Annotated in this window: 19 protein-coding genes; 14 read left to right on the forward strand and 5 right to left on the reverse strand. The window is 71.0% G+C overall.

Annotated elements, in window-relative coordinates:
• Positions 1 to 5: 5 nt before the first annotated feature.
• From ABTZ59_RS06435 to ABTZ59_RS06465, 7 genes are all read left to right on the forward strand, one after another.
• Positions 6 to 1,295, forward strand: a complete 1,290-nt coding sequence (locus tag ABTZ59_RS06435; RefSeq protein ID WP_503002225.1) for a bifunctional 3,4-dihydroxy-2-butanone-4-phosphate synthase/GTP cyclohydrolase II — start codon at positions 6 to 8, stop codon at positions 1,293 to 1,295.
• A gap of 46 nt (positions 1,296 to 1,341) precedes the next feature.
• Positions 1,342 to 1,854 carry a 6,7-dimethyl-8-ribityllumazine synthase gene (gene ribH, locus ABTZ59_RS06440; protein WP_249950992.1) on the forward strand — a complete coding sequence of 171 codons (513 nt, stop codon included), beginning with the start codon at positions 1,342 to 1,344 and terminating at the stop codon, positions 1,852 to 1,854.
• 8 nt (positions 1,855 to 1,862) lie between these two features.
• Positions 1,863 to 2,135, forward strand: a complete 273-nt coding sequence (locus tag ABTZ59_RS06445; protein ID WP_030355539.1) for a phosphoribosyl-ATP diphosphatase — start codon at positions 1,863 to 1,865, stop codon at positions 2,133 to 2,135.
• A gap of 100 nt (positions 2,136 to 2,235) precedes the next feature.
• On the forward strand, positions 2,236 to 3,084 hold the full coding sequence (gene hisG, locus ABTZ59_RS06450) for an ATP phosphoribosyltransferase (RefSeq protein WP_351391570.1): 849 nt from the start codon (positions 2,236 to 2,238) through the stop codon (positions 3,082 to 3,084).
• A gap of 60 nt (positions 3,085 to 3,144) precedes the next feature.
• Entirely contained in the window at positions 3,145 to 3,636 is a 492-nt protein-coding gene (locus ABTZ59_RS06455; protein ID WP_351391573.1) for a PH domain-containing protein, read from the forward strand.
• Between the two features lie 210 nt (positions 3,637 to 3,846).
• On the forward strand, positions 3,847 to 5,223 hold the full coding sequence (locus tag ABTZ59_RS06460) for a hemolysin family protein (RefSeq protein ID WP_351391575.1): 1,377 nt from the start codon (positions 3,847 to 3,849) through the stop codon (positions 5,221 to 5,223).
• Entirely contained in the window at positions 5,220 to 6,326 is a 1,107-nt protein-coding gene (locus tag ABTZ59_RS06465; RefSeq protein WP_351391578.1) for a hemolysin family protein, read from the forward strand. Before ABTZ59_RS06460 ends, ABTZ59_RS06465 begins: the two co-directional genes overlap by 4 nt.
• Positions 6,327 to 6,362: 36 nt before the next feature.
• On the opposite strand, the gene ABTZ59_RS06470 is transcribed toward ABTZ59_RS06465, so the two are convergent.
• Positions 6,363 to 8,279, reverse strand: coding sequence for an AAA family ATPase (locus ABTZ59_RS06470; protein ID WP_351391581.1), 1,917 nt, complete (start codon positions 8,277 to 8,279; stop codon positions 6,363 to 6,365).
• Between the two features lie 371 nt (positions 8,280 to 8,650).
• Positions 8,651 to 9,280, reverse strand: a complete 630-nt coding sequence (locus ABTZ59_RS06475) for a uridine kinase family protein (protein ID WP_351391584.1) — start codon at positions 9,278 to 9,280, stop codon at positions 8,651 to 8,653.
• Positions 9,281 to 9,505: 225 nt separating this feature from the next.
• Here ABTZ59_RS06475 and ABTZ59_RS06480 point away from each other — a divergent pair, with 225 nt between their 5' ends.
• Positions 9,506 to 10,897, forward strand: a complete 1,392-nt coding sequence (locus tag ABTZ59_RS06480; protein WP_351391587.1) for a C39 family peptidase — start codon at positions 9,506 to 9,508, stop codon at positions 10,895 to 10,897.
• A gap of 132 nt (positions 10,898 to 11,029) precedes the next feature.
• On the forward strand, positions 11,030 to 11,713 hold the full coding sequence (locus ABTZ59_RS06485; protein ID WP_351391589.1) for a TetR/AcrR family transcriptional regulator: 684 nt from the start codon (positions 11,030 to 11,032) through the stop codon (positions 11,711 to 11,713).
• Positions 11,714 to 11,787: 74 nt separating this feature from the next.
• Here the strand turns inward: ABTZ59_RS06485 and ABTZ59_RS06490 are convergent, their stop codons facing one another.
• Positions 11,788 to 13,020 (reverse strand): glycoside hydrolase family 18 protein, encoded by a 1,233-nt coding sequence (locus ABTZ59_RS06490; protein WP_351391592.1) that lies wholly within the window; start codon positions 13,018 to 13,020, stop codon positions 11,788 to 11,790.
• 354 nt (positions 13,021 to 13,374) lie between these two features.
• Here ABTZ59_RS06490 and ABTZ59_RS06495 point away from each other — a divergent pair, with 354 nt between their 5' ends.
• On the forward strand, positions 13,375 to 14,547 hold the full coding sequence (locus ABTZ59_RS06495; RefSeq protein ID WP_351391595.1) for an acyl-CoA dehydrogenase family protein: 1,173 nt from the start codon (positions 13,375 to 13,377) through the stop codon (positions 14,545 to 14,547).
• Between the two features lie 56 nt (positions 14,548 to 14,603).
• On the opposite strand, the gene ABTZ59_RS06500 is transcribed toward ABTZ59_RS06495, so the two are convergent.
• Positions 14,604 to 15,002, reverse strand: a complete 399-nt coding sequence (locus ABTZ59_RS06500; RefSeq protein WP_351391598.1) for a hypothetical protein — start codon at positions 15,000 to 15,002, stop codon at positions 14,604 to 14,606.
• A 203-nt stretch (positions 15,003 to 15,205) separates the two neighbouring features.
• Between ABTZ59_RS06500 and ABTZ59_RS06505 the strand changes: the two genes are divergently transcribed.
• The 4 genes from ABTZ59_RS06505 to fxsA all read left to right on the forward strand — a co-directional run bounded on the left by ABTZ59_RS06505 (position 15,206) and on the right by fxsA (position 19,615).
• Positions 15,206 to 15,646: an Lrp/AsnC family transcriptional regulator gene (locus ABTZ59_RS06505; protein WP_351391600.1), complete on the forward strand. Its 441-nt coding sequence runs from the start codon at positions 15,206 to 15,208 to the stop codon at positions 15,644 to 15,646.
• Between the two features lie 136 nt (positions 15,647 to 15,782).
• Positions 15,783 to 17,438, forward strand: coding sequence for an amidohydrolase (locus tag ABTZ59_RS06510; RefSeq protein WP_351391603.1), 1,656 nt, complete (start codon positions 15,783 to 15,785; stop codon positions 17,436 to 17,438).
• A gap of 601 nt (positions 17,439 to 18,039) precedes the next feature.
• Positions 18,040 to 18,960 carry a polyprenol monophosphomannose synthase gene (locus ABTZ59_RS06515; RefSeq protein WP_351391605.1) on the forward strand — a complete coding sequence of 307 codons (921 nt, stop codon included), beginning with the start codon at positions 18,040 to 18,042 and terminating at the stop codon, positions 18,958 to 18,960.
• A 55-nt stretch (positions 18,961 to 19,015) separates the two neighbouring features.
• Complete coding sequence (fxsA, locus tag ABTZ59_RS06520; protein ID WP_351391608.1) at positions 19,016 to 19,615, forward strand: FxsA family membrane protein; 600 nt, start codon at positions 19,016 to 19,018, stop codon at positions 19,613 to 19,615.
• A gap of 93 nt (positions 19,616 to 19,708) precedes the next feature.
• On the opposite strand, the gene ABTZ59_RS06525 is transcribed toward fxsA, so the two are convergent.
• Entirely contained in the window at positions 19,709 to 20,083 is a 375-nt protein-coding gene (locus ABTZ59_RS06525) for an RNA polymerase-binding protein RbpA (protein ID WP_003959706.1), read from the reverse strand.
• Positions 20,084 to 20,147 lie beyond the last annotated feature (64 nt).

Raw genomic sequence — 20,147 nt, forward strand, 5'->3', positions numbered from 1 at the left:
CCACACTGCCGGCCCAGCCCACCTGGTACTCCACCGACAATGTCGAGGACCTCTCGCTCGACCCCGTGGAGCAGGCCGTACGCGAGATCGCCGCCGGCCGTCCGGTCGTGGTGGTCGACGACGAGGACCGCGAGAACGAGGGCGATCTCGTCATCGCGGCCGAGATGGCCACCCCCGAGATCGTCGCCTTCATGATGAGCGAGTGCCGCGGACTGATCTGCGCCCCCATGGAGGGCGCGGAGCTGGACCGGCTTGAACTCCCGCAGATGGTCGGCCACAACACCGAATCGATGCGTACGGCCTTCACCGTCTCCGTCGACGCGTCGGCCGCCCATGGCGTCACCACCGGCATCTCCGCCGCCGACCGGGCCACCACCCTCCAACTGCTCGCCGGCGGTGACGCGGAGGCCGGCGACTTCGTCAGGCCGGGCCATGTCTTCCCGCTGCGCGCCAAGACCGGCGGTGTGCTCGTACGCAACGGTCACACCGAGGCCGCCGTCGATCTGGCGCGCCTCGCCGGTCTGCGCCCGGCCGGCGCGATCGTGGAGATCGCGGGCGAGGACGGGGTGATGCTGCGGCTGCCCGAGCTGATCCCGTTCGCCCGCAAGCACGGCCTCACGATCATCTCCATCGAGGATCTGATCGCCTACCGCCGCACCTCGGAGCCCAGGGTCCGCCGCGAGGCGGAAGTACGCCTCCCCACCGCCCACGGTGAGTTCACCGCGTACGGCTACCGCTCCACGGTCGACGGCGTCGAGCATGTCGCCCTCGTCCACGGGGACATCGGTGACGGCGAGGACCTGCTCGTCCGAGTCCACTCCGAATGCCTCACCGGCGACATCTTCGGCTCGCTGCGCTGCGACTGCGGCCCCCAGCTCCAGGCGTCCATGGAGCGGATCACCGAGGAGGGCCGTGGAGTCGTCGTCTATCTGCGCGGCCACGAGGGCCGGGGCATCGGGCTGCTGTCCAAGCTGCGCGCGTACGAGCTCCAGGAACGCGGCCACGACACGCTGGACGCCAATCTCGAACTCGGCCTGCCCGCCGACGCCCGCGACTACGCGGCGGGCGCGCGGATCCTCGACGACCTCGGGGTCCGGGGGCTGCGGCTGATGACCAACAACCCCGACAAGACGACGGCGCTCGTCCGGTACGGGCTGCGGGTCACCGGACGTGAGCCGATGCCCGTCCAGGCGGGGGAGCACAACCTCCGCTATCTGCGGACCAAGCGCGACCGGATGGGGCACGACCTGCCCTGGCTGGACGCGGCCACCGCGTCCACGTGCGACAACCAGTGACCAGACCACCCCAGAAGATCAACGGCGAACAACTTCGAGGAGAGACGTGAGCGGCAAGGGCGCACCCGAACTGAGTGTGAAGAACTGCGGGGACCTCCGGGTCGCCGTGATCGCGGCGCAGTGGCACGAGCAGGTCATGGACGGCCTCGTGGACGGCGCCCTGCGGGCCCTGCGGGACCTCGGCATCGACGAGCCGACCCTGCTCCGGGTGCCGGGCAGCTTCGAGCTTCCGGTCGTCGCCAAGGTGCTGGCCGGCCGCGGCTATGACGCGGTCGTCGCCCTCGGCGTCGTCATCAGGGGCGGCACCCCGCACTTCGAGTATGTGTGCCAGGGTGTGACGCAGGGCCTCACCCAGGTCTCCGTCGATACGGGCGTCCCGATCGGCTTCGGCGTGCTCACCTGCGACACCGAGGAGCAGGCGCTCGACCGGGCCGGGCTCGAAGGCTCCCACGAGGACAAGGGGCACGAGGCGGTCACCGCCGCCGTCGCCACCGCGACCACCCTGCGCACGATCGCCGAACCCTGGCGCCAGGGAGTCACCTCCGGCCGCGTAAAGTGACCCTCACCATGTCCAAGAAGACGTTCGAGGAGCTTTTCACCGAGCTCCAGCAGAAGGCCGCCGAGGGCGACCCCGCCACCTCCCGCACCGCCGAGCTGGTGGGCAAGGGCGTCCATGCCATCGGCAAGAAGGTCGTCGAAGAGGCGGCCGAAGTATGGATGGCCGCCGAGTACGAGGGCAAGGAAGCCGCCGCCGAGGAGATCTCCCAGCTCCTCTACCACGTCCAGGTGATGATGGTCGCGCGCGGAATCTCCCTCGACGACGTGTACGCCCATCTCTGATACGCCCGCCGCTGATACAGGACATCCCGTTTTCGTCCTGTATCAGCCTGTTTCGCCTTGTTCCGTACAACCGCCCCTTCGCACAAAGGAATCCGACCTCATGCTGCGCATCGCCATTCCCAACAAGGGTTCACTCTCAGGACCTGCGTCGGCGATGCTCCATGAGGCCGGCTACCAGCAGCGCAAGGAGTCCAAGGAACTCGTCCTGGTCGACCCGGACAACGAGGTGGAGTTCTTCTACCTCCGTCCGCGCGACATCGCGATCTATGTGAGCTCCGGCCGGCTCGACATCGGCATCACGGGCCGGGATCTGCTGCTGGACTCCGGGGCCAACGCGGAGGAGATCCTTCCGCTCGGCTTCGCGCGCTCCACCTTCCGCTACGCCACCAAGCCCGGCACCGCGGCCGGCGTCGCGGACTTCGGCGGCATGACCGTCGCCACCTCGTACGAGGGCATCGTCGCCAAGCACCTCGCGGACAGCGGTGTCGACGCCTCCGTCGTCCACCTGGACGGCGCGGTCGAGACCGCCATCGAGCTGGGCGTCGCCCAGGTCATCGCCGATGTGGTGGAGACCGGCACCTCGCTGCGCAACGCGGGCCTGGAGGTGGTCGGCGAACCGATCATGACCTCGGAGGCGGTCGTCATCCGCCGCAGCGGCGCCGACGGCGAGGAGCCCAAGGTCCAGCAGTTCCTGCGCAGGCTCCAGGGCGTCCTCGTGGCCCGTACCTACGTGATGATGGACTACGACTGCCGCGCCGAACACCTGGAGCGCGCCGTCGCGCTCACCCCGGGTCTGGAGTCGCCGACCGTCTCCCCGCTGCACAACGAGGGCTGGGTCGCCGTCCGCGCGATGGTCCCGTCCCGGGAGGCGCAGCGGATCATGGACGATCTGTACGAGCTGGGCGCCCGCGCCATCCTCACCACGGCCATCCACGCCTGCCGCCTCTGACTCTGATCCCGCGCCGTCGTACGGCCTCCCCCGCACCCACTCCCGGAAGTCCGAGAACGTATGACCGCCCCCGCGCCCCAGCCCGGTCCGTCCGGCCAGCCCGGCCAGCCCGGCCCGCCTGTCCTGCCGGTCACCTTCCGGCCGACCCGAACCAGGGCCGTCCTGCTGACCGTCGGCGTGGCCATGTTCGCCGTCATCACGGCCATCGGCCTGGCACTCGACCAGCTGAGCGCGGGGGAGCGGATGAGCTTCATCTTCACGGCCCTGCTGTTCCTCGGGGTGCTGGCGCTGCTCAGCCGCCCCAAGCTCGTGGCCGACGACACAGGAGTGACTGTCGTCAATATCACGCGCCGCCGCCGACTGGAGTGGGCCGAGATCCTGCGTGTCAATCTGCGGCCCGGCGACCCCTGGGTCTTCCTCGATCTGAGCGACGGCAGCAGCCTGCCAGTTCTGGCCATCCAGCCGGGAATCGCCAGGGCACACGCCATCCGTGACGCCCGCGCCCTGCGCGCGCTCGCCGACTCCCGCTCCACCGCGGCGGGCCAGGACTGACCGTACGGCGCTCCATCCATGGGCGTACGGCACTGCCCTCCCGGCCGCTGTCTTGATTACTCTGGTGCCGGAGGCGCCGAGTGCGCCCCGCTCCGCATCCGACGGCCGTGTCCGGCCCGCGGGGCACCTGCGACCCGAGGAGTGACTCCCTCCAGCAATGGACGGATCGTCCGGTAGTACCTGCGCCGCCCCCTTCGAAGAGGCGGCGGCATGACCATCCCCCTTCTGCTGCTCACCGCGGCATTCCTTCTGATCCTCGCCAACGGATTCTTCGTGGCCGCCGAGTTCGGCCTCGTCACCGTGGACCGTCCCGACGCTGAACGCGCCGCCGCCGCGGGTGACCGCCGCGCCCGTACGGTCGTCAAGTCCCTGCGGGAACTGTCCTTCCAGCTCTCGGGCACCCAGCTGGGCATCACCATCACCTCGCTGGTGGTCGGCATGCTCGCCGAGCCCGCGCTGGCCCAGCTGCTGGACGCCCCGCTCTCCGCGACCGGACTGCCCGAAGGGGCCGTCTCCGGGATCGCGGTGGTGATCGGCATGCTGCTCGCCTCGGCCGTGCAGATGGTGATCGGCGAACTCGTGCCGAAGAACTGGGCGGTCTCCCGGCCGCTCCAGGTCGCGCGGTTCGTGGCGGGCCCCCAGCATCTGTTCGCCACCGTGCTCCGGCCGGTGATCACCCTCCTCAACACCGTCGCCAACCGGCTCGTCCGGCTGCTCGGCGTGGAACCGACCGAGGAACTCGCCTCGGCCCGCACCCCCGGCGAACTGGTCTCCCTGGCCCGCCACTCCGCCCGCGCGGGCGCGCTCGAACAGGACACCGCCGATCTGTTCGTACGAACCCTCTCGCTCGGCCGGCTCACCGCGCAGCATGTGATGACCCCCCGGGTGAAGGTGAGCGCACTCCAGTCCGACGCGACCGCCGCGGACGTCCTCAACCTCACCCGCGCCACCGGTCTGTCCCGCTTCCCCGTCTACCGGGAGCGCATCGACGAGATCGTGGGCGTGGTGCATCTCAAGGACGCGCTCGCGGTGCCGGTGGAGCGACGGCTGCGCACCCCGGTCGGACGGATCGCCGTACCGGCCCTGCTGGTCCCCGAGACCCTGCCCGTGCAGCAGCTCCTTGAGCGGCTGCGCAGCGAGCAGCCGATAGCCATCGTGGTCGACGAGTACGGCGGTACGGCCGGCGTCGTCACCCTGGAGGACATCATCGAGGAGCTGGTCGGCGAGGTACGCGACGAGCACGACGCCGAGGGCGACGGACGGCCCGAACTGGCCCCCGTCCCGCCCGAGGACGGCCGCCCGGCCTGGGACGCCGACGGCAGCGCCCGGGTCCTCACCCTGCGGCGCATCGGACTCGACGTACCCGAGGGACCGTACGAAACCCTCGCGGGCCTTGTCGCCGATCTGCTGGGCCGGATCCCGGCCCCCGGCGACCGGGCGGAACTGCCGGGCTGGCGGCTCTCCGTACGCCAGGTGGACCGCTACCGTGCCGAACGCGTCCGGCTGGTCCGTACGGCCGTGCTTCCGTCGGAAGCCCCGGCCGATCAGCGCACCTGCGTCCCGGCGATGGCGGAGGGCCCCCGATGAGCGCCCTGCAACTCGTCTTCGCCCTGCTGCTCGTCCTGGCCAACGGATTCTTCGTCGGTGCCGAGTTCGCCCTCGTCTCCGTACGCCGCAGCCAGATCGAACCGCACGCCGCGCGCGGCTCCGCGCGGGCCAGACAGGTGCTGCACGGTCTGGAGAATCTGCCCCAGATGATGGCCGCCGCGCAGTTCGGCATCACCATCTGCTCCCTGACGCTCGGCGCGGTCGCCGAGCCCACGGTGGCGCATCTGCTGGAGCCCGTCTTCCACGCCGCCCATATGCCCGAGGGGCTGATCCATCCTCTGGGCTATGTCATAGCCCTCGCGCTGGTCGTCTTCCTGCATCTGGTCATCGGGGAGATGGTCCCGAAGAACCTCGCGATGGCGGCCCCGGAGAAGACCGCGCTCTGGTTCAGCCCCGGCCTGGTCGGCTTCGCCCGGCTGTGCCGCCCGGTGACCGCGGGACTGGGCGCCTGCGCCCGGCTGGTGCTGTGGGCCTTCCACGTCGAGCCCAAGGACGAGGTGGAGGCGGTCTTCACCAGCGAGCAGCTGAACCGCCTCGTCGAGGACTCGGGCCAGGCGGGGCTGCTCGAACCGGAGGCCCAGGAACGGCTGGAGGACGCCCTGGAACTGGGCAGCCGCCCGGTCACGGATGTGCTGCTGACCCGCGCTTCCCTGGTGACGGTGACCCCCGCGGTCACCCCGCGCGAGATCGAGGAGCTGACGGTACGCACCGGCTACTCCCGCTTCCCGGTCTGCGCGGAGGGCGGCGGCGCCTTCATGGGCTATCTGCATGTCAAGGACGTCCTCGATCTGGAAGCGGGCGAACGCGCCGTGCCGCAGCATGTCTGGCGGCCGATGGCGACGCTGCGGGCGGAACTCCCACTGGACGACGCGCTCACCGTGATGCGCCGCGCGGCCACGCATCTGGCCCAGGTCGCGGACGCGTCCGGCCGGGTGCTCGGTCTGGTGGCTCTGGAGGACGTACTGGAAATGCTGGTCGGCGAGGTGCGCGACCCGTCCCACCGCGCGACGGCGACGACGCCCAAGGCGGCCCTGGTGGGTGAGCAGCGCACGGACCAGGCGGACCAGGTCCTGGCGCGCTGACGGGACAGTCCGGGCCGCGCCCGGCGAACCGAGCCTCTACACAGCGGGGGGAATGTCCCGGGGGCCGCGGTTCGCCGGGCCGCGGCCCGACAGCACCTCGCCGTACGCCTGCATCAGATCGGGCAGCCGCAGCGTGGCCAGATCGTCGCGGGTCGGCGTGCCGCTGTAGCCGGAGAGCCGCAGATCGCGGTACGCGCAGCTCTTCTCGTAGAGCGTCCGCACGAAGCGGCCGTTGCCCAGCTCGTCGATCCATCCCTGGTCGACCACATGCCCGCTGATCGAGCGCAGCTCGTCCGCGGCCTCCTCGTCCCAGACATCGCCGTTCTCCGCGGCCAGTACGCCGCCGATGGCGGTCAGCTCCAGCGGCCGGTAGCTCGGGAAGTCGACCCGGCTGGTGAAACGCGAGGAGAGGCCGGGGTTGGTGGCGAGCAGCCGGTCCATGCCCTCCGGATAGCCGGCCAGGATGACCACGAGATGGTCCCGGTTGTCCTCGGCGCGCTTCAGCAGCACCTGGAGGGCCTCGTCGCCGTACGCGTCGCCCTTGCTGTAGCCCGAGTTGGAGAGGCTGTACGCCTCGTCCACGAAGAGCACCCCGCCGATCGCCGAGTCGATCAGCTCATTCGCCTTCACGGCGGTCTGGCCCAGGAACTCGCCCACCAGATCGGCCCGCTGGGCCTCGACCAGATGGTCCCCGCCGAGCAGCCCCAGGGCGTAGAAGATCCGTCCGAGAATCCGGGCGACGGTGGTCTTGCCGGTGCCGGAGGGGCCCGAGAAGACAAAGTGACGTTTCGGCGGCTGGACCGGCAGCCCCTGGCCGGCCCGCAGCCGCGCCATGTGCAGTTGCGCCGTCGCCGCCTTGACCTGCCGTTTCACCGGCTCCAGACCGACCATCCGCTCCAGTTCGGCCAGGGCCTCGGCGAGCAGCGCCGGATCGGTCGGCCCGTCCGGGAAGCGCGGCGGGGCGGGTGGCGCGGGCGGCGGGACCTTCTCCCGTACGCCTTCGGGTGCCCGGGGCGGGGCGACACCGCCCCGCTGGGGCGCCGCCTCGTTGCCGAGCCGTACGTCGGCGCCGGGCGAGCCTTCCGACTCGCCCCCGGATTCCGCCGCGCCCGTCGTGTCCGCGGTGTCCTGGCCGAGACCCGCCCGCGCGACCGAGGCGATTCCCACCGGATCGTCCGGCCCTTCGTACCCGTCGGAGTCGGTGATCGCGGCGAGCCGGGCCGCCGTGTCCATGAACGCCGGATCGAGCCGGTGCACGGCCCGGTAGAGCGGCAGCGCGGCGGCGCTGCGTCCGGTGCCCTCGTGGGCGCGGGCCAGCCAGTACCGCAGCTCCTTGCGCTGTGGCTGCTCGCTGCGGCAGCGCATCAGCGCGGTGGCCAGCAGCGGCTCCGCCTGGCCGTACATCTCCAGCCGCACCCGCGCCATCCCGCCGAAGAGGCCCGCCTCGATCCCCAGCAGCGGGTCATGGACGAGCGGTTCGGTGTGGCGCACCAGCTGGTCCCAGTCCTTGACCAGATAGGCGCGGCAGGCGTGCAGGAAGCGCACCTGCGGATCGGCGTCCACCGGCGGCAGACCCGCGAGTGCCCGGTCGAGCTCCGGCACATGGCGGCCGTCCAGCCAGTGCGAGGCGTGGGCGAGCAGCAGATCGCGCCCGCTCTCCAGCACGGGCTGCACCCACCAGCCGAGCCAGTACCAGGAGTTGAGCGTGCGGCGGTGGCGGGAGCGCTGCTCGCCGAAGCGGTCGCGGTGGCGGTACATCCGCAGCAGGGCGGTGGTGGTGTCGACGCGCAGCGCGTGCAGACCGAGCCAGCCGTCGGCCATTCCGGGATCGAGCCGCACGGCGGCCCTGAACTCCTCCTCGGCCTGGGGGTAGGCCCCCATCGTGTAGGCGTCCACACCGCGCACCCAGGCGAGGTCGGCCGGGGCCTGCGTGCCCTGCGCGCCGATGTCCATCAGGTCCCCCACAAACCGTGCCCCCGGAATGTCCCGCCGGGCGGGCGCCCGCCGGCAGCGTGCCGAACCACCTTGTCGCGGACGGGAATTGACCGCACCGAGAGGCATCGTACCTGCGCAGAGGGTGTGCGACTAAGGCCACCTCAGCGTGCGCGGAGCAGTGACCCAGGGTGAGCGCGGGACGCCTACGGCGGGGGAAAAGGGGTGGCGAGCAGGTCCGAAGGGCAGAACGAAGCCCCCGATCACGGGGGAACAACCGGGGGCTTCGCGTCCGCGGCGGCTCCGAAAAGCCGCACATTAAGAACGTAAGACCTGTCCGGCCCCCCGGTCAAGCCGAGTTGGACACTCTCCCGGGGGCGATTTCCGACTGCTCAGTATGGCGGGGGGAGCTGATCACCCTGCGTGATGATCTGGTCCGCTCCTGCGGTCGTCAGCGGCCCCGTGCGTATCAGGTACCCCATCTGTCGCTCGGTTACCAGGGCATCGGCGAAGGGCCGCGAGGGGTCCGCCGCGAAATGGCGTGTCTCCGCCGTCGTCCATTCGTTCCAGAAAGCGGACAGCTCGGTTCCGTCGCGCCGCCGTCCCCGCTCCCAGGACTCCTCCGCGCCCCGGTCCATCCAGAACAGCCGGGCGAGATACGGTCGCAGCGCCCGCCGCCCGGCCCCCACGCCCTCGATGATCACCACGGGGGCCGGCGGCAGCGTACGCGGCGCGGTGAACCGCCGCAGCGTCCAGTCGTACGGCGCGTACCGCGCGCTCGCCCCGTCCGAGAGCGGCTCGATGACCTGCGTCCTCAGCCGTTCCCACCACCCGAAGAACCGCTCGTGGGTGGCCACGTCGTCGAGCCGCAGTACGGGCGCCCCGGCCAGCTCCGCCGACAGCCGCGTCGCGAAGGTGCTCTTGCCGGAGCCCGCGTGCCCGTCGACCGCGATCAGCCGGACGGGACCGCAGGAGGGCGGCAGCGCGCGCAGCGCCGCGGCCTGTTCGGTCAGGTCGTTCACCCGTCCCACCCTACGAGGCCGCGCGCCACGCGTTCGGACCAGGCCCTGTCCGGTCGCCGCAGGTCACGCCACTGGTGAAGACCAATATTGGTGAGGCGACGCGGTCCGAATCGCTGGCAGAGGCGTACCGCGAACCGGGATAGTGGACGACTGTCGAGCAGCCGTCATCTCATCGCGCTCTCCCGTACCCCGACCGTTCTCTCCGCCTTCGACCGGAGGTTCACCATGACCAGCCCCACATCGCGCAGAACCGTGCTGGCCGCCGCGCTCGCGGCCGTCGCGGGCACCGGGGCGGCGGGCGCGGCCCCGGCCGCCGCCTCGGCCCCGACGCGGCAGCCGGCCCCCGCCCCACCCCCCTCAACCGCTCCCACCGGGGCGAACCCTCTCGTGGACAACGCCTTCTGGACCTCCCACGCCGACTGGCGCGCCGGTACCGCGCAGGGCACCCGCGCGGTCTCCGGCGCCCGGCCCGCACTGGTGATCGGCACCCCGGCGGGCCGTACCGACTACGCCGACCCGCACACCGGCACGACCACCACCTGGGAGTACGGGACCTGGACCTCACCCACCCACCGCTCGAAGGTCCCCGCCACCGAGGTGATCGCCTCCTGGAACGCGCGGACCCCGGCCGGTACCTGGCTCCAGATCGAACTGCGCGGCCGGTACGCGGACGGCACCGAGACACCCTGGTACGTGATGGGCCGCTGGACCGCGGGCGACGGCGAGGGCGACATCCGGCGCACGTCCGTCGACGGCCAGACCGACGGGCGCAGCAGCGTCTGGACCGACACCTTCGCCGTGGACGACGCGGCGAGCGGGCTGCGGCTGTCCTCGTACCGCCTGCGACTCACCCTCTACCGCAGGCCGGGCAGCGGGCTCACGCCGCTCGTGCACCGGGTGGGCGCGATGGCCTCCGACATCCCGGACCGCTTCACCGTCCCGGAGTCCGCCCCGGGGCTCGCCCGGGAGCTGATCGTGCCGCGCTACTCGCAGAACACCCATGCCGGGCAGTACCCCGAGTACGACAACGGCGGCGAGGCCTGGTGCAGCCCCACCTCCTCGCAGATGATCATCGAGTACTGGGGACGCCGGCCCACCGCCGATGATCTCGCCTGGGTGAATCCGGACTTCGCCGACCCCCAGGTCTGCCACGCGGCCAGGTTCACCTACGACTACCAGTACAAGGGCTGCGGCAACTGGCCCTTCAACGCGGCCTACGCCACCACCTACCGGGACATGAGCGCCGCCGTGACCCGGCTGGGCTCGCTCACCGATGTGGAGAACCTCATCCGCGCCGGTATCCCCGTGATCACCTCGCAGTCCTTCCTCAAGGAGGAGCTGACGGGGGCGGGTTACGGCACCGCCGGCCATCTGATGACCGTGATCGGCTTCACGGCCCAGGGCGATGTGATCGCCAATGACCCCGCCTCGCCGGACAACCCCGCCGTACGCCGGGTCTACCGGCGCTCCGAGTGGGAGACGATCTGGCTCAGGACCAAGCGGTACAACGCCTCCGGCAAGGTGGCCTCCGGCACGGGCGGTGTCTGCTACGTCTACTGGCCCGCCACGCCGGACGCGGCCCAGCGCCGCGCCCTGCGGTCGGTGGGCCTGCTCTGACGCGTTGTTTCGGCGGGCGGCCGGAGGGACGGATCTCCTCCGGCCGCCCGGAGCGGCCCGGGACCGCTCTGCGATACTGCGGGCGATCGTGCGACAGACACCCCGTGGCAGCCGGAGATCCAGGACGCGAATGTGAATCGCAGCGAACAGCGTGGCACTTCCGAACGCTCCCAGGCCCGGCGCTCCGAACTCATCGCGACCGGCCGGAAGTTGTTCGCCGACACCTCGTACGACGCGCTGTCCATGGACGACATCGCCCAGCACGCCGGGGTCGCCAAGGGGCTGATCTACTACTACTTCAAGAACAAGCGCGGCTACTACCTCGCCATCGTCGAGGACTCGGTCACCGAACTCGTCTCGCTCGCCTCGGGCGGCGCCGAACTCCCGCGCACCCAGCGGGTACAGCGCACGGTCGAGGCGTATCTGCGCTTCGCCCAGTACAACGAGGCGGCGTACCGCACCATCATCACGGGCGGCGTCGGCTTCGACACCCAGGTCCAGGCGATCCGCGACGCCGTACGGACGGGGCTGGTCGCCACGGTCGCCCAGGGCGCGTACGGCCGCTCCGACATCCCGCCGATCGCCCGGCTCGCGCTGCTCGGCTGGCTCAGCAGCGTCGAGTGGCTCACGCTCGAATGGCTGGAGTACCAGCGCGACCTGCCGAGGGAGGTCCCGCGCGATCTGCTGGTACGGATGCTGCGCCACACCCTGAACACGATCGAGGAATTCTCCCCGGAGTGCCCCGCGCCACCGCCGGATCCCGACTGGCGCCCCGTCACCGGCCTGGACGAGAGCCATGAGGCTTCGCGGACATAAAAGTCGCCGGGGGCGGGGGCCGCTGAGGCTCCCCGCCCCCGACGGGCCGGTCGCGCGATCCCCTCGCGCGGCTTTTAGGTGATCGACTTGATCAGCTCACCGTCGGTGGTGTCCCCGCTCAGCTCCCAGAAGAAGGTGCCGCCCAGCCCCTGCTGGTTCTTGTACGCCATCTTCCCGGCGATGGTGGCGGGGGTGTCGTAGCTCCACCACTGGTTACCGCAGAAGGCGTACGCGGTGCCGCCGACCGTGCCGTTCGCCGGGCAGGAGGTCTTCAGGATCTTGTAGTCCTCGATGCCCGCCTCGTACTTCCCCGGTGCCGCGCCCGTCGCGCTGCCGCCCGGCTCCTTCTGGGTCACGCCCGTCCAGCCCCGCCCGTAGAAGCCGATGCCCAGCAGCAGCTTCTCGGCCGGGACCCCGAGCCCCTTGAGCTTGGTGATGGCCGCGTCGGAGTTGAAGCCCTCGGTCGGGATACCCGGGTAGGACGTGAGCGGCGAGTGCGGGGCGGTGGGGCCCTGTGCCGCGAACGCGCCGAAGAAGTCGTAGGTCATCGGGTTGTACCAGTCGAGGTACTGCGCGGCGCCCGCGTAGTCGGCGGCGTCGATCTTCCCGCCGTCCGAGCCGTCGGCGGTGATGGCCGCCGTCACCAGGTCGGAGCCGAACTCGGTACGCAGCGCGGACGCCAGGTTCCTGAACGCGTCGCGACCACTGCTGTCACAGGTCAGACCGCAGGCGTTGGGGTACTCCCAGTCGATGTCGATGCCGTCGAAGACATCGGCCCAGCGCGGGTCCTCCACCAGCGCGCGGCAGGACTGCGCGAACGCGGCCGGGTTCTTCGCCGCCTCGGTGAAGCCACCGGACCAGGACCAGCCGCCGAAGGACCAGATCACCTTGAGGCCGGGGTGCAGCGCCTTGAGCTTGCGCAGCTGATTGAAGTTGCCGCGCAGCGGCTGGTCCCAGGTGTCGGCGACGCCGTCGACGGACTGGTCGGCGGTGTACGCCTTCTCATAGTCGGCGTACGAGTCGCCGATCACGCACTTTCCGCCGGTGACATTGCCGAAGGCGTAGTTGATATGGGTGAGTTTGCCGGCTGACCCGGAGGTCTCGATGTTCTTGACGTGATAATTCCGGTCGTAGACGCCCCAGTTGGTGAAGTAGCCGATCACCTTGCTGCCTGCCGCGGCGGTGGTGGGGGCCTCACCGGCGGACGCGCTGCCCGCTCCGGAGAGCAGTGTCACGCCGAGGACGGCGGTACACGCGGCGGCGATCAGCGCGCGGATCCGGGCGCGGGGACGGTGGAGTCTGAGCACGGGATCTCCTCGTGGGGGAGGAAGAGCGAGTGGGGGGACAGCGAAGCCATGGCGTTGACTTGGCATGAACGCGAAATGCGTTGAGGTGGACGTTAGAAGGACTAGACCACTGAGGTCAATGGTGCGGACCAAGTTCCCACCAAGCCCGTTGCCCCCTCCCGCCGGTGACGAAAAGCGCCCGATCGGGCATACTCAACGCGCCACAGCCGCTGGTCAGCCGCTCCCGCGATCCGGAAGGGCAGCATCGGCTGGGCACCACTGCCGTCCGGGGGCACCCCCGGACTCCAGCCGGCGGCGCCGCCACACCCTGCGCGTGCGACCGCCGTAGCGCCCGACAGGGAGGAGAGCGCCGCCATGCCCGACCGCGCCCCGCAACCGGTGGAACGCCAGCTGCCCACCGAGGAGTCCCAGGACCTCGTCGCCCTCGTACGCGACATCATCCAGCGGGAGATCGCCCCCAAGGCGGCCGAGGAGGAGGACGCCGGGCACTTCCCGCGCGAACTCTTCACCCTCCTCTCGGCATCCGGACTGCTCGGCCTCCCCTACGACTCCGCCCACGGCGGCGGGGACCAGCCGTACGAGGTCTACCTCCAGGTACTCGAAGAGCTCGCCGCCGCCCGGCTCACCGTCGGCCTCGGCGTCAGCGTCCACTCGCTCGCCTGCCACGCCCTCGCCGGCTACGGAACCAAGGCCCAGCAGGCGGAGCACCTTCCCGCCATGCTCGGCGGCGGTCTCCTCGGGGCCTACTGTCTCTCCGAGCCCGCCTCGGGCTCCGACGCGGCCTCGCTCCGTACCAAGGCCGTACGGGACGGCGACGATTGGGTCATCACCGGCACCAAGGCGTGGATCACCCACGGCGGCATCGCGGACTTCTACACCGTGCTCGCCCGCACCGGCCAGGAGGGCGCCCGGGGTATCACCGCCTTCCTCGTCCCCGGCGACGCCCCGGGACTGAACGCGGCGCTGCCCGAGAAGAAGATGGGCATGAAGGGCTCACCCACCGCCCAACTCCACTTCGACGGCGTACGGGTGGCCGACGACCGCCGCCTCGGCGACGAGGGCCAGGGCTTCGCCATCGCGCTCTCCGCCCTCGATTCGGGCCGCCTCGGCATCGCCGCCTGTGCCATCGGCCTCGCCCAGGCGGCCCTGGACGAGGCCGTCGGATACGCCACGGGACGACAGCAGTTCGGCAGGCCCATCGCGGACTTCCAGGGGCTGCGCTTCCTGCTCGCCGACATGGCCACCAGGATCGAAGCCGGCCGCTCGCTCTACCTCGCCGCCGCCCGGCTGCGCGACGCGGGCCGCCCGTTCTCCCAACAGGCCGCCATGGCCAAGCTGTTCTGCACCGACGCCGCGATGCAGGTGACCATCGACGCCGTGCAGGTGCTCGGCGGCTACGGCTACACCGCGGACTTCCCGGTGGAGCGCTATATGCGTGAGGCGAAGGTGCTCCAGATCGTCGAAGGCACCAACCAGATCCAGCGCATGGTGATCGCCCGTCATCTGACGGGCCCGGAAACCCGCTGACCGGAACACCTCCGCGCGCACACCGACGGTCCGTCGGCGTGCGCGCCGAGGGGGAGTTACGCCGCGTACCGCTGGAGGGCCGGCACCTTGAACGGACGTGAGCCGGGACCGCCGACGTGCGAGAACGGCTGCGTCCGCCAGTCGAGCCCCTGCGGCAGCGTCAGCAGCAGGGCGGTGTCCTGCTCCTGAGCCTCGGACGACGCGTCAGCGGCCGGAGCCTCCGACGCCGAACGGCCCGTACCGGCACACACCGAGAGCACGAACGGATTCCACGGCGAGGGGCACAGCGCGTGCTCCGGCAGGACATCCTCGTCCGCCAGCAGCGCGATTGGCTGCGCACAGTCCGGGCAGACGACCCGGTACATCTCGAAGGTGTCGTAGAAGTCGAGCTCGTCGGCGTCGACGAGTTCAACGGGCTCCGGTTCGGTGCGTCCGGCGCGCTTCAGGCTCTGCATGGAGACATTCCCCCTCGGGTGGGCCGACCAGACTCTCGTGGTCTCGACCACAGCAAGCAATTCCCGTCGCGCGAGCCAGGTAACCGTAAGGTCTCGACGGACCCGCCCAAGAGCCTGTGGTCTTCGTCACACGACCCCCCGTGCGCGCCTTCGGCTCACTCCCGACTGTGCTGGAAGCGGCCCGGGGCAATAGGTTGATCCGTATGGAGGAGCTGGATCGTCAGATCGTGGAATTGCTTGTCAAGGACGGCCGGATGAGCTACACCGACCTGGGCAAGGCCACCGGCCTGTCCACTTCGGCGGTGCATCAGCGCGTACGCCGGCTGGAGCAGCGAGGTGTCATCCGCGGTTACGCCGCGGTGGTCGACCCGGAGGAGGTCGGCCTCCCGCTGACCGCGTTCATCTCGGTCAAACCGTTCGACCCCAGCGCCCCCGACGACATCGCGGACCGACTGGCCGAGATCCCGGAGATCGAGGCGTGCCACAGCGTGGCGGGCGACGAGAACTACATCCTCAAGGTCCGGGTGGCGACCCCCCTGGCCCTGGAACACCTGCTCACCCGCATCCGCAGCCTGGCCGGCGTCTCCACCCGTACGACGGTGGTGCTCTCCACCGCTTACGAGTCCCGCCCGCCGACGTTCTGAGGGGCGTCCTCCGGCACCCGCGCCGGAGGACCCCGCACAACCGGTACCCGCGCCCCGGCGCACCCCGCCCCCCCCGGCACCCGCGGCAGCACACCCCGCGCCCCCGCCCCACGCCGCCCCGCGCGACACTGTCCGCATGACCAACCGCACCGCCCCCGACTCCCGCACCGCCTCGCACCACCACCGCACCACCCTCCTCCGCCGCGGCGAAGTCCACAGCCCCGCCGACCCCTTCGCCACCGCCATGGTCGTAGAACGCGGCCACATCGCCTGGGTGGGCTCCGAAGGCGCCGCCGACTCCTTCGTCTCCGGTGTCGACGAGGTGATCGATCTCGACGGCGCGCTCGTCACCCCCGCGTTCACCGACGCCCATGTGCACGCCACCGCCACCGGCCTCGCCCTCACCGGTCTCGATCTGTCCGGCGCCCGCACCCTGGCGGAGGCGCTGAACCTCGTACGGGACCATCGCACCGCCCACCCCGGTGACCGGATCCTGCTCGGCCACGGCTGGGACTCCGCGCGCTGGCCCGAGCAGCGCCCCCCGTCCCGCGCCGAGCTCGATGACGCGGCCGGCGGCCGGCCGCTCTATCTGACGCGGATCGATGTGCACTCGGCCGTCGTGACCACCGCCCTGCTCGATCTGGTCCCCGGCGTCACCGCACTGACCGGCTATCACCCGGACTCGCCGCTGACGGCCGCCGCCCACCACGCCGTGCGCGCCGCCGCCCACGGGTCGGTCAGCGCCCGCCAGCGCACCGAGGCGCAGCGCGCGGCCCGGGAGCGGGCCGCGTCGATCGGAATCGGCGCGCTCCACGAGTGCGGCGGCCCGGAGATCTCCGACGAGGAGGACTTCACCGCGCTCCTGCGACTGGCCGAGGACGAGCCGGGGCCCCGGATCCATGGGTACTGGGCCGAACGGATCACTGACGAGAAGGGCGCCCGCCGTGTCCAGGAGCTGGGCGCGGCCGGGGCCGCGGGTGATCTCTTCGTCGACGGCTCCCTCGGCTCCCACACCGCCGCCCTGCACGAGCCCTACGCGGACGCCGCCCACACCGGTGCCGCCCAGCTCGACGCGGCCGCGGTCGCGGCCCATGTCGCCCTCTGCACCGAGGCCGGGCTCCAGGCCGGATTCCACGCCATCGGCGACGCGGCGATCAGCACCGTGGTCGAGGGGGTACGCGCCGCCGCCGAGCGCCTGGGCCTGGCCCGTATCAGGGGAGCGAGGCACCGGGTCGAGCATGCCGAGATGCTCACCCCGGCGACCATCGCGGCCTTCGCGGAGCTGGGACTCACCGCCTCCGTGCAGCCCGTCTTCGACGCCCTCTGGGGCGGTGCGGACGGTATGTACGCCCAGCGGCTGGGCGCCGACCGGGCCCGTACCCTCAATCCGTACGCCGCCCTGCTGCGCGCCGGTGTCCCGCTGGCCTTCGGCTCCGACAGCCCCGTCACCCCGCTGGATCCCTGGGGCACGGTCAGGGCCGCCGCCTTCCACCGCACCCCCGAACACCGGATCTCCGTGCGAGCGGCCTTCACCGCCCATACCCGTGGCGGTCGGCGGGCCATGGGCCGTGACGACGCGGGCACGCTCGTGCCCGGCGCCCCCGCCGACTACGCCGTATGGCGAACGGAGGAGCTGGTGGTCCAGGCCCCCGACGACCGGGTGGCCCGCTGGTCCACCGATCCGCGTTCGGGGACACCGGGCCTGCCGGATCTGACGCCCGGCCGCCCGCTGCCCGAATGTCTGCGGACCGTCGTCGGCGGACAAACGGTCTTCCTGCGACCGAACGAGTGACGTACGGACATTTCGTATCGCGGCCCGATCTCCGCCGGCCTCTGCCGCGACCTGCGGATCTTCCCCACTGACCTGGCGATTTGGGTCAACGCCGCAGGTCAAACGACTATTGACAGTAAGCAGCCACCGGCGGGTAGGTTCGGCCGGGTCCACCACAGGACGTCCGTCCGGCAACCTCCACGCAGTCGTCAACGCCACTGGGTCATGGGGTGGTGTGCCGCACCGGCGCACCGCCACTGGGAGCCAGGTCCAGCAGTCGCGTCTCGGGGGCGAGGGAAGGTTTCAGCCGGTCGGCGGGTGCGACCCCGGATGGGGCCCGGCGTTCAGTAGACAACGGCTTTCGGTCGACCCGCAGCCAGCGGGTCCCAGGTCGGCCCGAAGGACGCCGGGTCCCGATCCGCAGTACGCGTTTCCCCCGTTCCCCTCCGTTTCCCCGGGGTTTCCCTGACGCGGGACGGGTTCCGTAACAAGATCTCCGGTTCCGTCCGCCATCTCCGGACATCACCGCCCATCCCCACCGACACAGGGTCACCACGGTGGTCGTCGGCCACGGCGTGCTCGCTAAGCTGGGGCACCTGCGTACGGCGATTAAGGGGCAGCAGTGAACGACGGTGGCCAGAGGCGGTACGGCCCGCTCGGTACAGCCTTGGTGATCATCCCGACCTTCAACGAGGCCGAGAACATCAGGACCATCGTCACCCGCGTGCGCGCCGCGGTGCCGGCGGCCGACATCCTCATCGCCGACGACAACAGCCCCGACGGCACCGGCAAGATCGCGGATGAACTCGCCGCCGAGGACAGCCATGTCAAGGTCCTGCACCGCAGGGGCAAGGAAGGGCTCGGCGCCGCCTATCTGGCGGGCTTCCGCTGGGGGATCGCGCGCGACTACGGCGTCCTCGTCGAGATGGACGCCGACGGCTCCCACCAGCCCGAGGAACTGCCCCGGCTGCTGACCGCGCTCAAGGGCGCCGATCTGGTGCTCGGTTCGCGCTGGGTGCCGGGCGGCCGGGTCGTGAACTGGCCCAGGACCCGCGAGCTGATCTCCCGGGGCGGCAGCACCTACTCCCGTGTTCTGCTCGGAGTCCCGATCCGCGATGTCACCGGCGGCTACCGGGCGTTCCGCAAGGAGACCCTGGAGCGGCTGGGTCTCGACGCGGTCTCCTCCCAGGGCTACTGCTTCCAGGTCGATCTGGCCCGGCGCGCCATCGAGGCGGGCTGTCATGTGGTCGAGGTGCCCATCACCTTCGTGGAACGCGAGCTCGGCGACTCCAAGATGAGCAAGGACATCCTCGTCGAGGCGCTGTGGCGGGTCACGGCCTGGGGCGTCGAGTCCCGGACGAACCGGCTGCTCGGCCGGAAGTCCGCAGGACCCACCGGAAGCCGGTCCGCCGGAGCCGGGTCCACTGGAGCCGGGTCCACTGGCTCGGGGTCCGCCGGCTCGGGGGCCGCTGGAGGCGGGGCCACCGAGGCGCGGTCCGCCGAGGCCGGGTCGAGCGGAACCGGATCCGCCGGATCCGCTTGATCATTCCGCTCGTCCCCATACGCCATCCGGACGCTTCCCCAGGCACACTGGGAGTATGACGACCGCGCATTCGCCCCGGACCGTTCCCAAGCGCTCTCGCGCCCGCACCTTCGTCCCGCTGGGCATCGCGGCCTGGCTCGTGCTGGAGATCTGGCTGCTGACCGTGGTGGCCGACGTCGCGGGCGGGCTGACCGTCCTGCTGCTGCTCGTGGGCGCCGTCGTACTCGGCGCGGTGGTCATCAAGAGCGCCGGCCGCCGCGCCTTCCGCAATCTCACCGAGACCCTGCAACGACAGCAGCAGCGGCAGCCGGGTGACGCGCCCGAGACCGAGACCGGCACCGGCAGCACGGGCAACGGCTTCCTGATGCTCGGCGGCCTGCTGATCATGCTGCCGGGGCTGATCACCGACGTGCTGGGGCTCCTCCTGCTCATCCCGCCGGTACGGATGGCCCTCGGCCGGTACGCGGAGCGGTCGTTGGAGCGCCGGATGCGCGAGACGGCCGTGCCCGGCAGTCTCGGCGATGCCTTCCAGCAGGCCCGGATGCGCCGGCCCGATGGCAAGGTCGTCCAGGGCGAGGTCATCAAGCACGACGACGAGCCGGGGAGCCCGGGCCACCCCGGGGACGAGGGCCCGCGCCCGCCGCTCACCCCCTGAGGGACGCCAAAGCCGCGGGCCGCGTCACATGAGGAATGTGACGCGGCCCGCGGCTTTGGTGCTGTTCGCTTGTCGTGTGCGGTGGTTACGCGGTCAGGCGGACTTCCGGCTGTCCCGCGGATGCACGGCGATGTTCATGGCGCCGGAGCGCAGGACGGCCAGCCTCTCGGCCAGCACCTCCTCCAGCTCCTCGCGGGTGCGCCGCTCCATGAGCATGTCCCAGTGCGTGCGCGCAGGCTTGCCCTTCTTCTCTTCGGGGCCATCCCCGTCCACCAGGAGTGCCTGGGCGCCACACGCCTTGCACTCCCACTCCGGCGGAATTTCCGCCTCTACCGAGAACGGCATCTCAAATCGATGGCCGTTCTGGCATGCGTACTCCACCGCCTGGCGCGGGGCCAGATCGATGCCGCGGTCCGTCTCGTAGCTGGTAACCACGAGTCGCGTGCCGCGGAGAGCTCGCTCACTCATGAATCGTGCCTCCCGGGCTTGTCGCCCACAGGACAGGTGTCGCTGTCGTCGTCATTCCGGTCAA

This window comes from Streptomyces sp. NPDC094034 (genome assembly GCF_040303865.1).
GTDB lineage: Bacteria > Actinomycetota > Actinomycetes > Streptomycetales > Streptomycetaceae > Streptomyces.

Coding starts and splice junctions, on each gene's coding strand:
- ABTZ59_RS06455 (WP_351391573.1), top strand. CDS start 3,145: ATGACCGCCCCCGCGCCCCAGCCCGGTCCGTCCGGCCAGCCCGGCCAG.
- ABTZ59_RS06510 (WP_351391603.1), top strand. CDS start 15,783: ATGACCAACCGCACCGCCCCCGACTCCCGCACCGCCTCGCACCACCAC.
- ABTZ59_RS06505 (WP_351391600.1), top strand. CDS start 15,206: ATGGAGGAGCTGGATCGTCAGATCGTGGAATTGCTTGTCAAGGACGGC.
- ABTZ59_RS06480 (WP_351391587.1), top strand. CDS start 9,506: ATGACCAGCCCCACATCGCGCAGAACCGTGCTGGCCGCCGCGCTCGCG.
- ABTZ59_RS06445 (WP_030355539.1), top strand. CDS start 1,863: ATGTCCAAGAAGACGTTCGAGGAGCTTTTCACCGAGCTCCAGCAGAAG.
- fxsA (WP_351391608.1), top strand. CDS start 19,016: ATGACGACCGCGCATTCGCCCCGGACCGTTCCCAAGCGCTCTCGCGCC.
- ABTZ59_RS06460 (WP_351391575.1), top strand. CDS start 3,847: ATGACCATCCCCCTTCTGCTGCTCACCGCGGCATTCCTTCTGATCCTC.
- hisG (WP_351391570.1), top strand. CDS start 2,236: ATGCTGCGCATCGCCATTCCCAACAAGGGTTCACTCTCAGGACCTGCG.
- ABTZ59_RS06465 (WP_351391578.1), top strand. CDS start 5,220: ATGAGCGCCCTGCAACTCGTCTTCGCCCTGCTGCTCGTCCTGGCCAAC.
- ABTZ59_RS06470 (WP_351391581.1), bottom strand. CDS start 8,279: ATGGACATCGGCGCGCAGGGCACGCAGGCCCCGGCCGACCTCGCCTGG.
- ABTZ59_RS06495 (WP_351391595.1), top strand. CDS start 13,375: ATGCCCGACCGCGCCCCGCAACCGGTGGAACGCCAGCTGCCCACCGAG.
- ABTZ59_RS06525 (WP_003959706.1), bottom strand. CDS start 20,083: ATGAGTGAGCGAGCTCTCCGCGGCACGCGACTCGTGGTTACCAGCTAC.
- ABTZ59_RS06500 (WP_351391598.1), bottom strand. CDS start 15,002: ATGCAGAGCCTGAAGCGCGCCGGACGCACCGAACCGGAGCCCGTTGAA.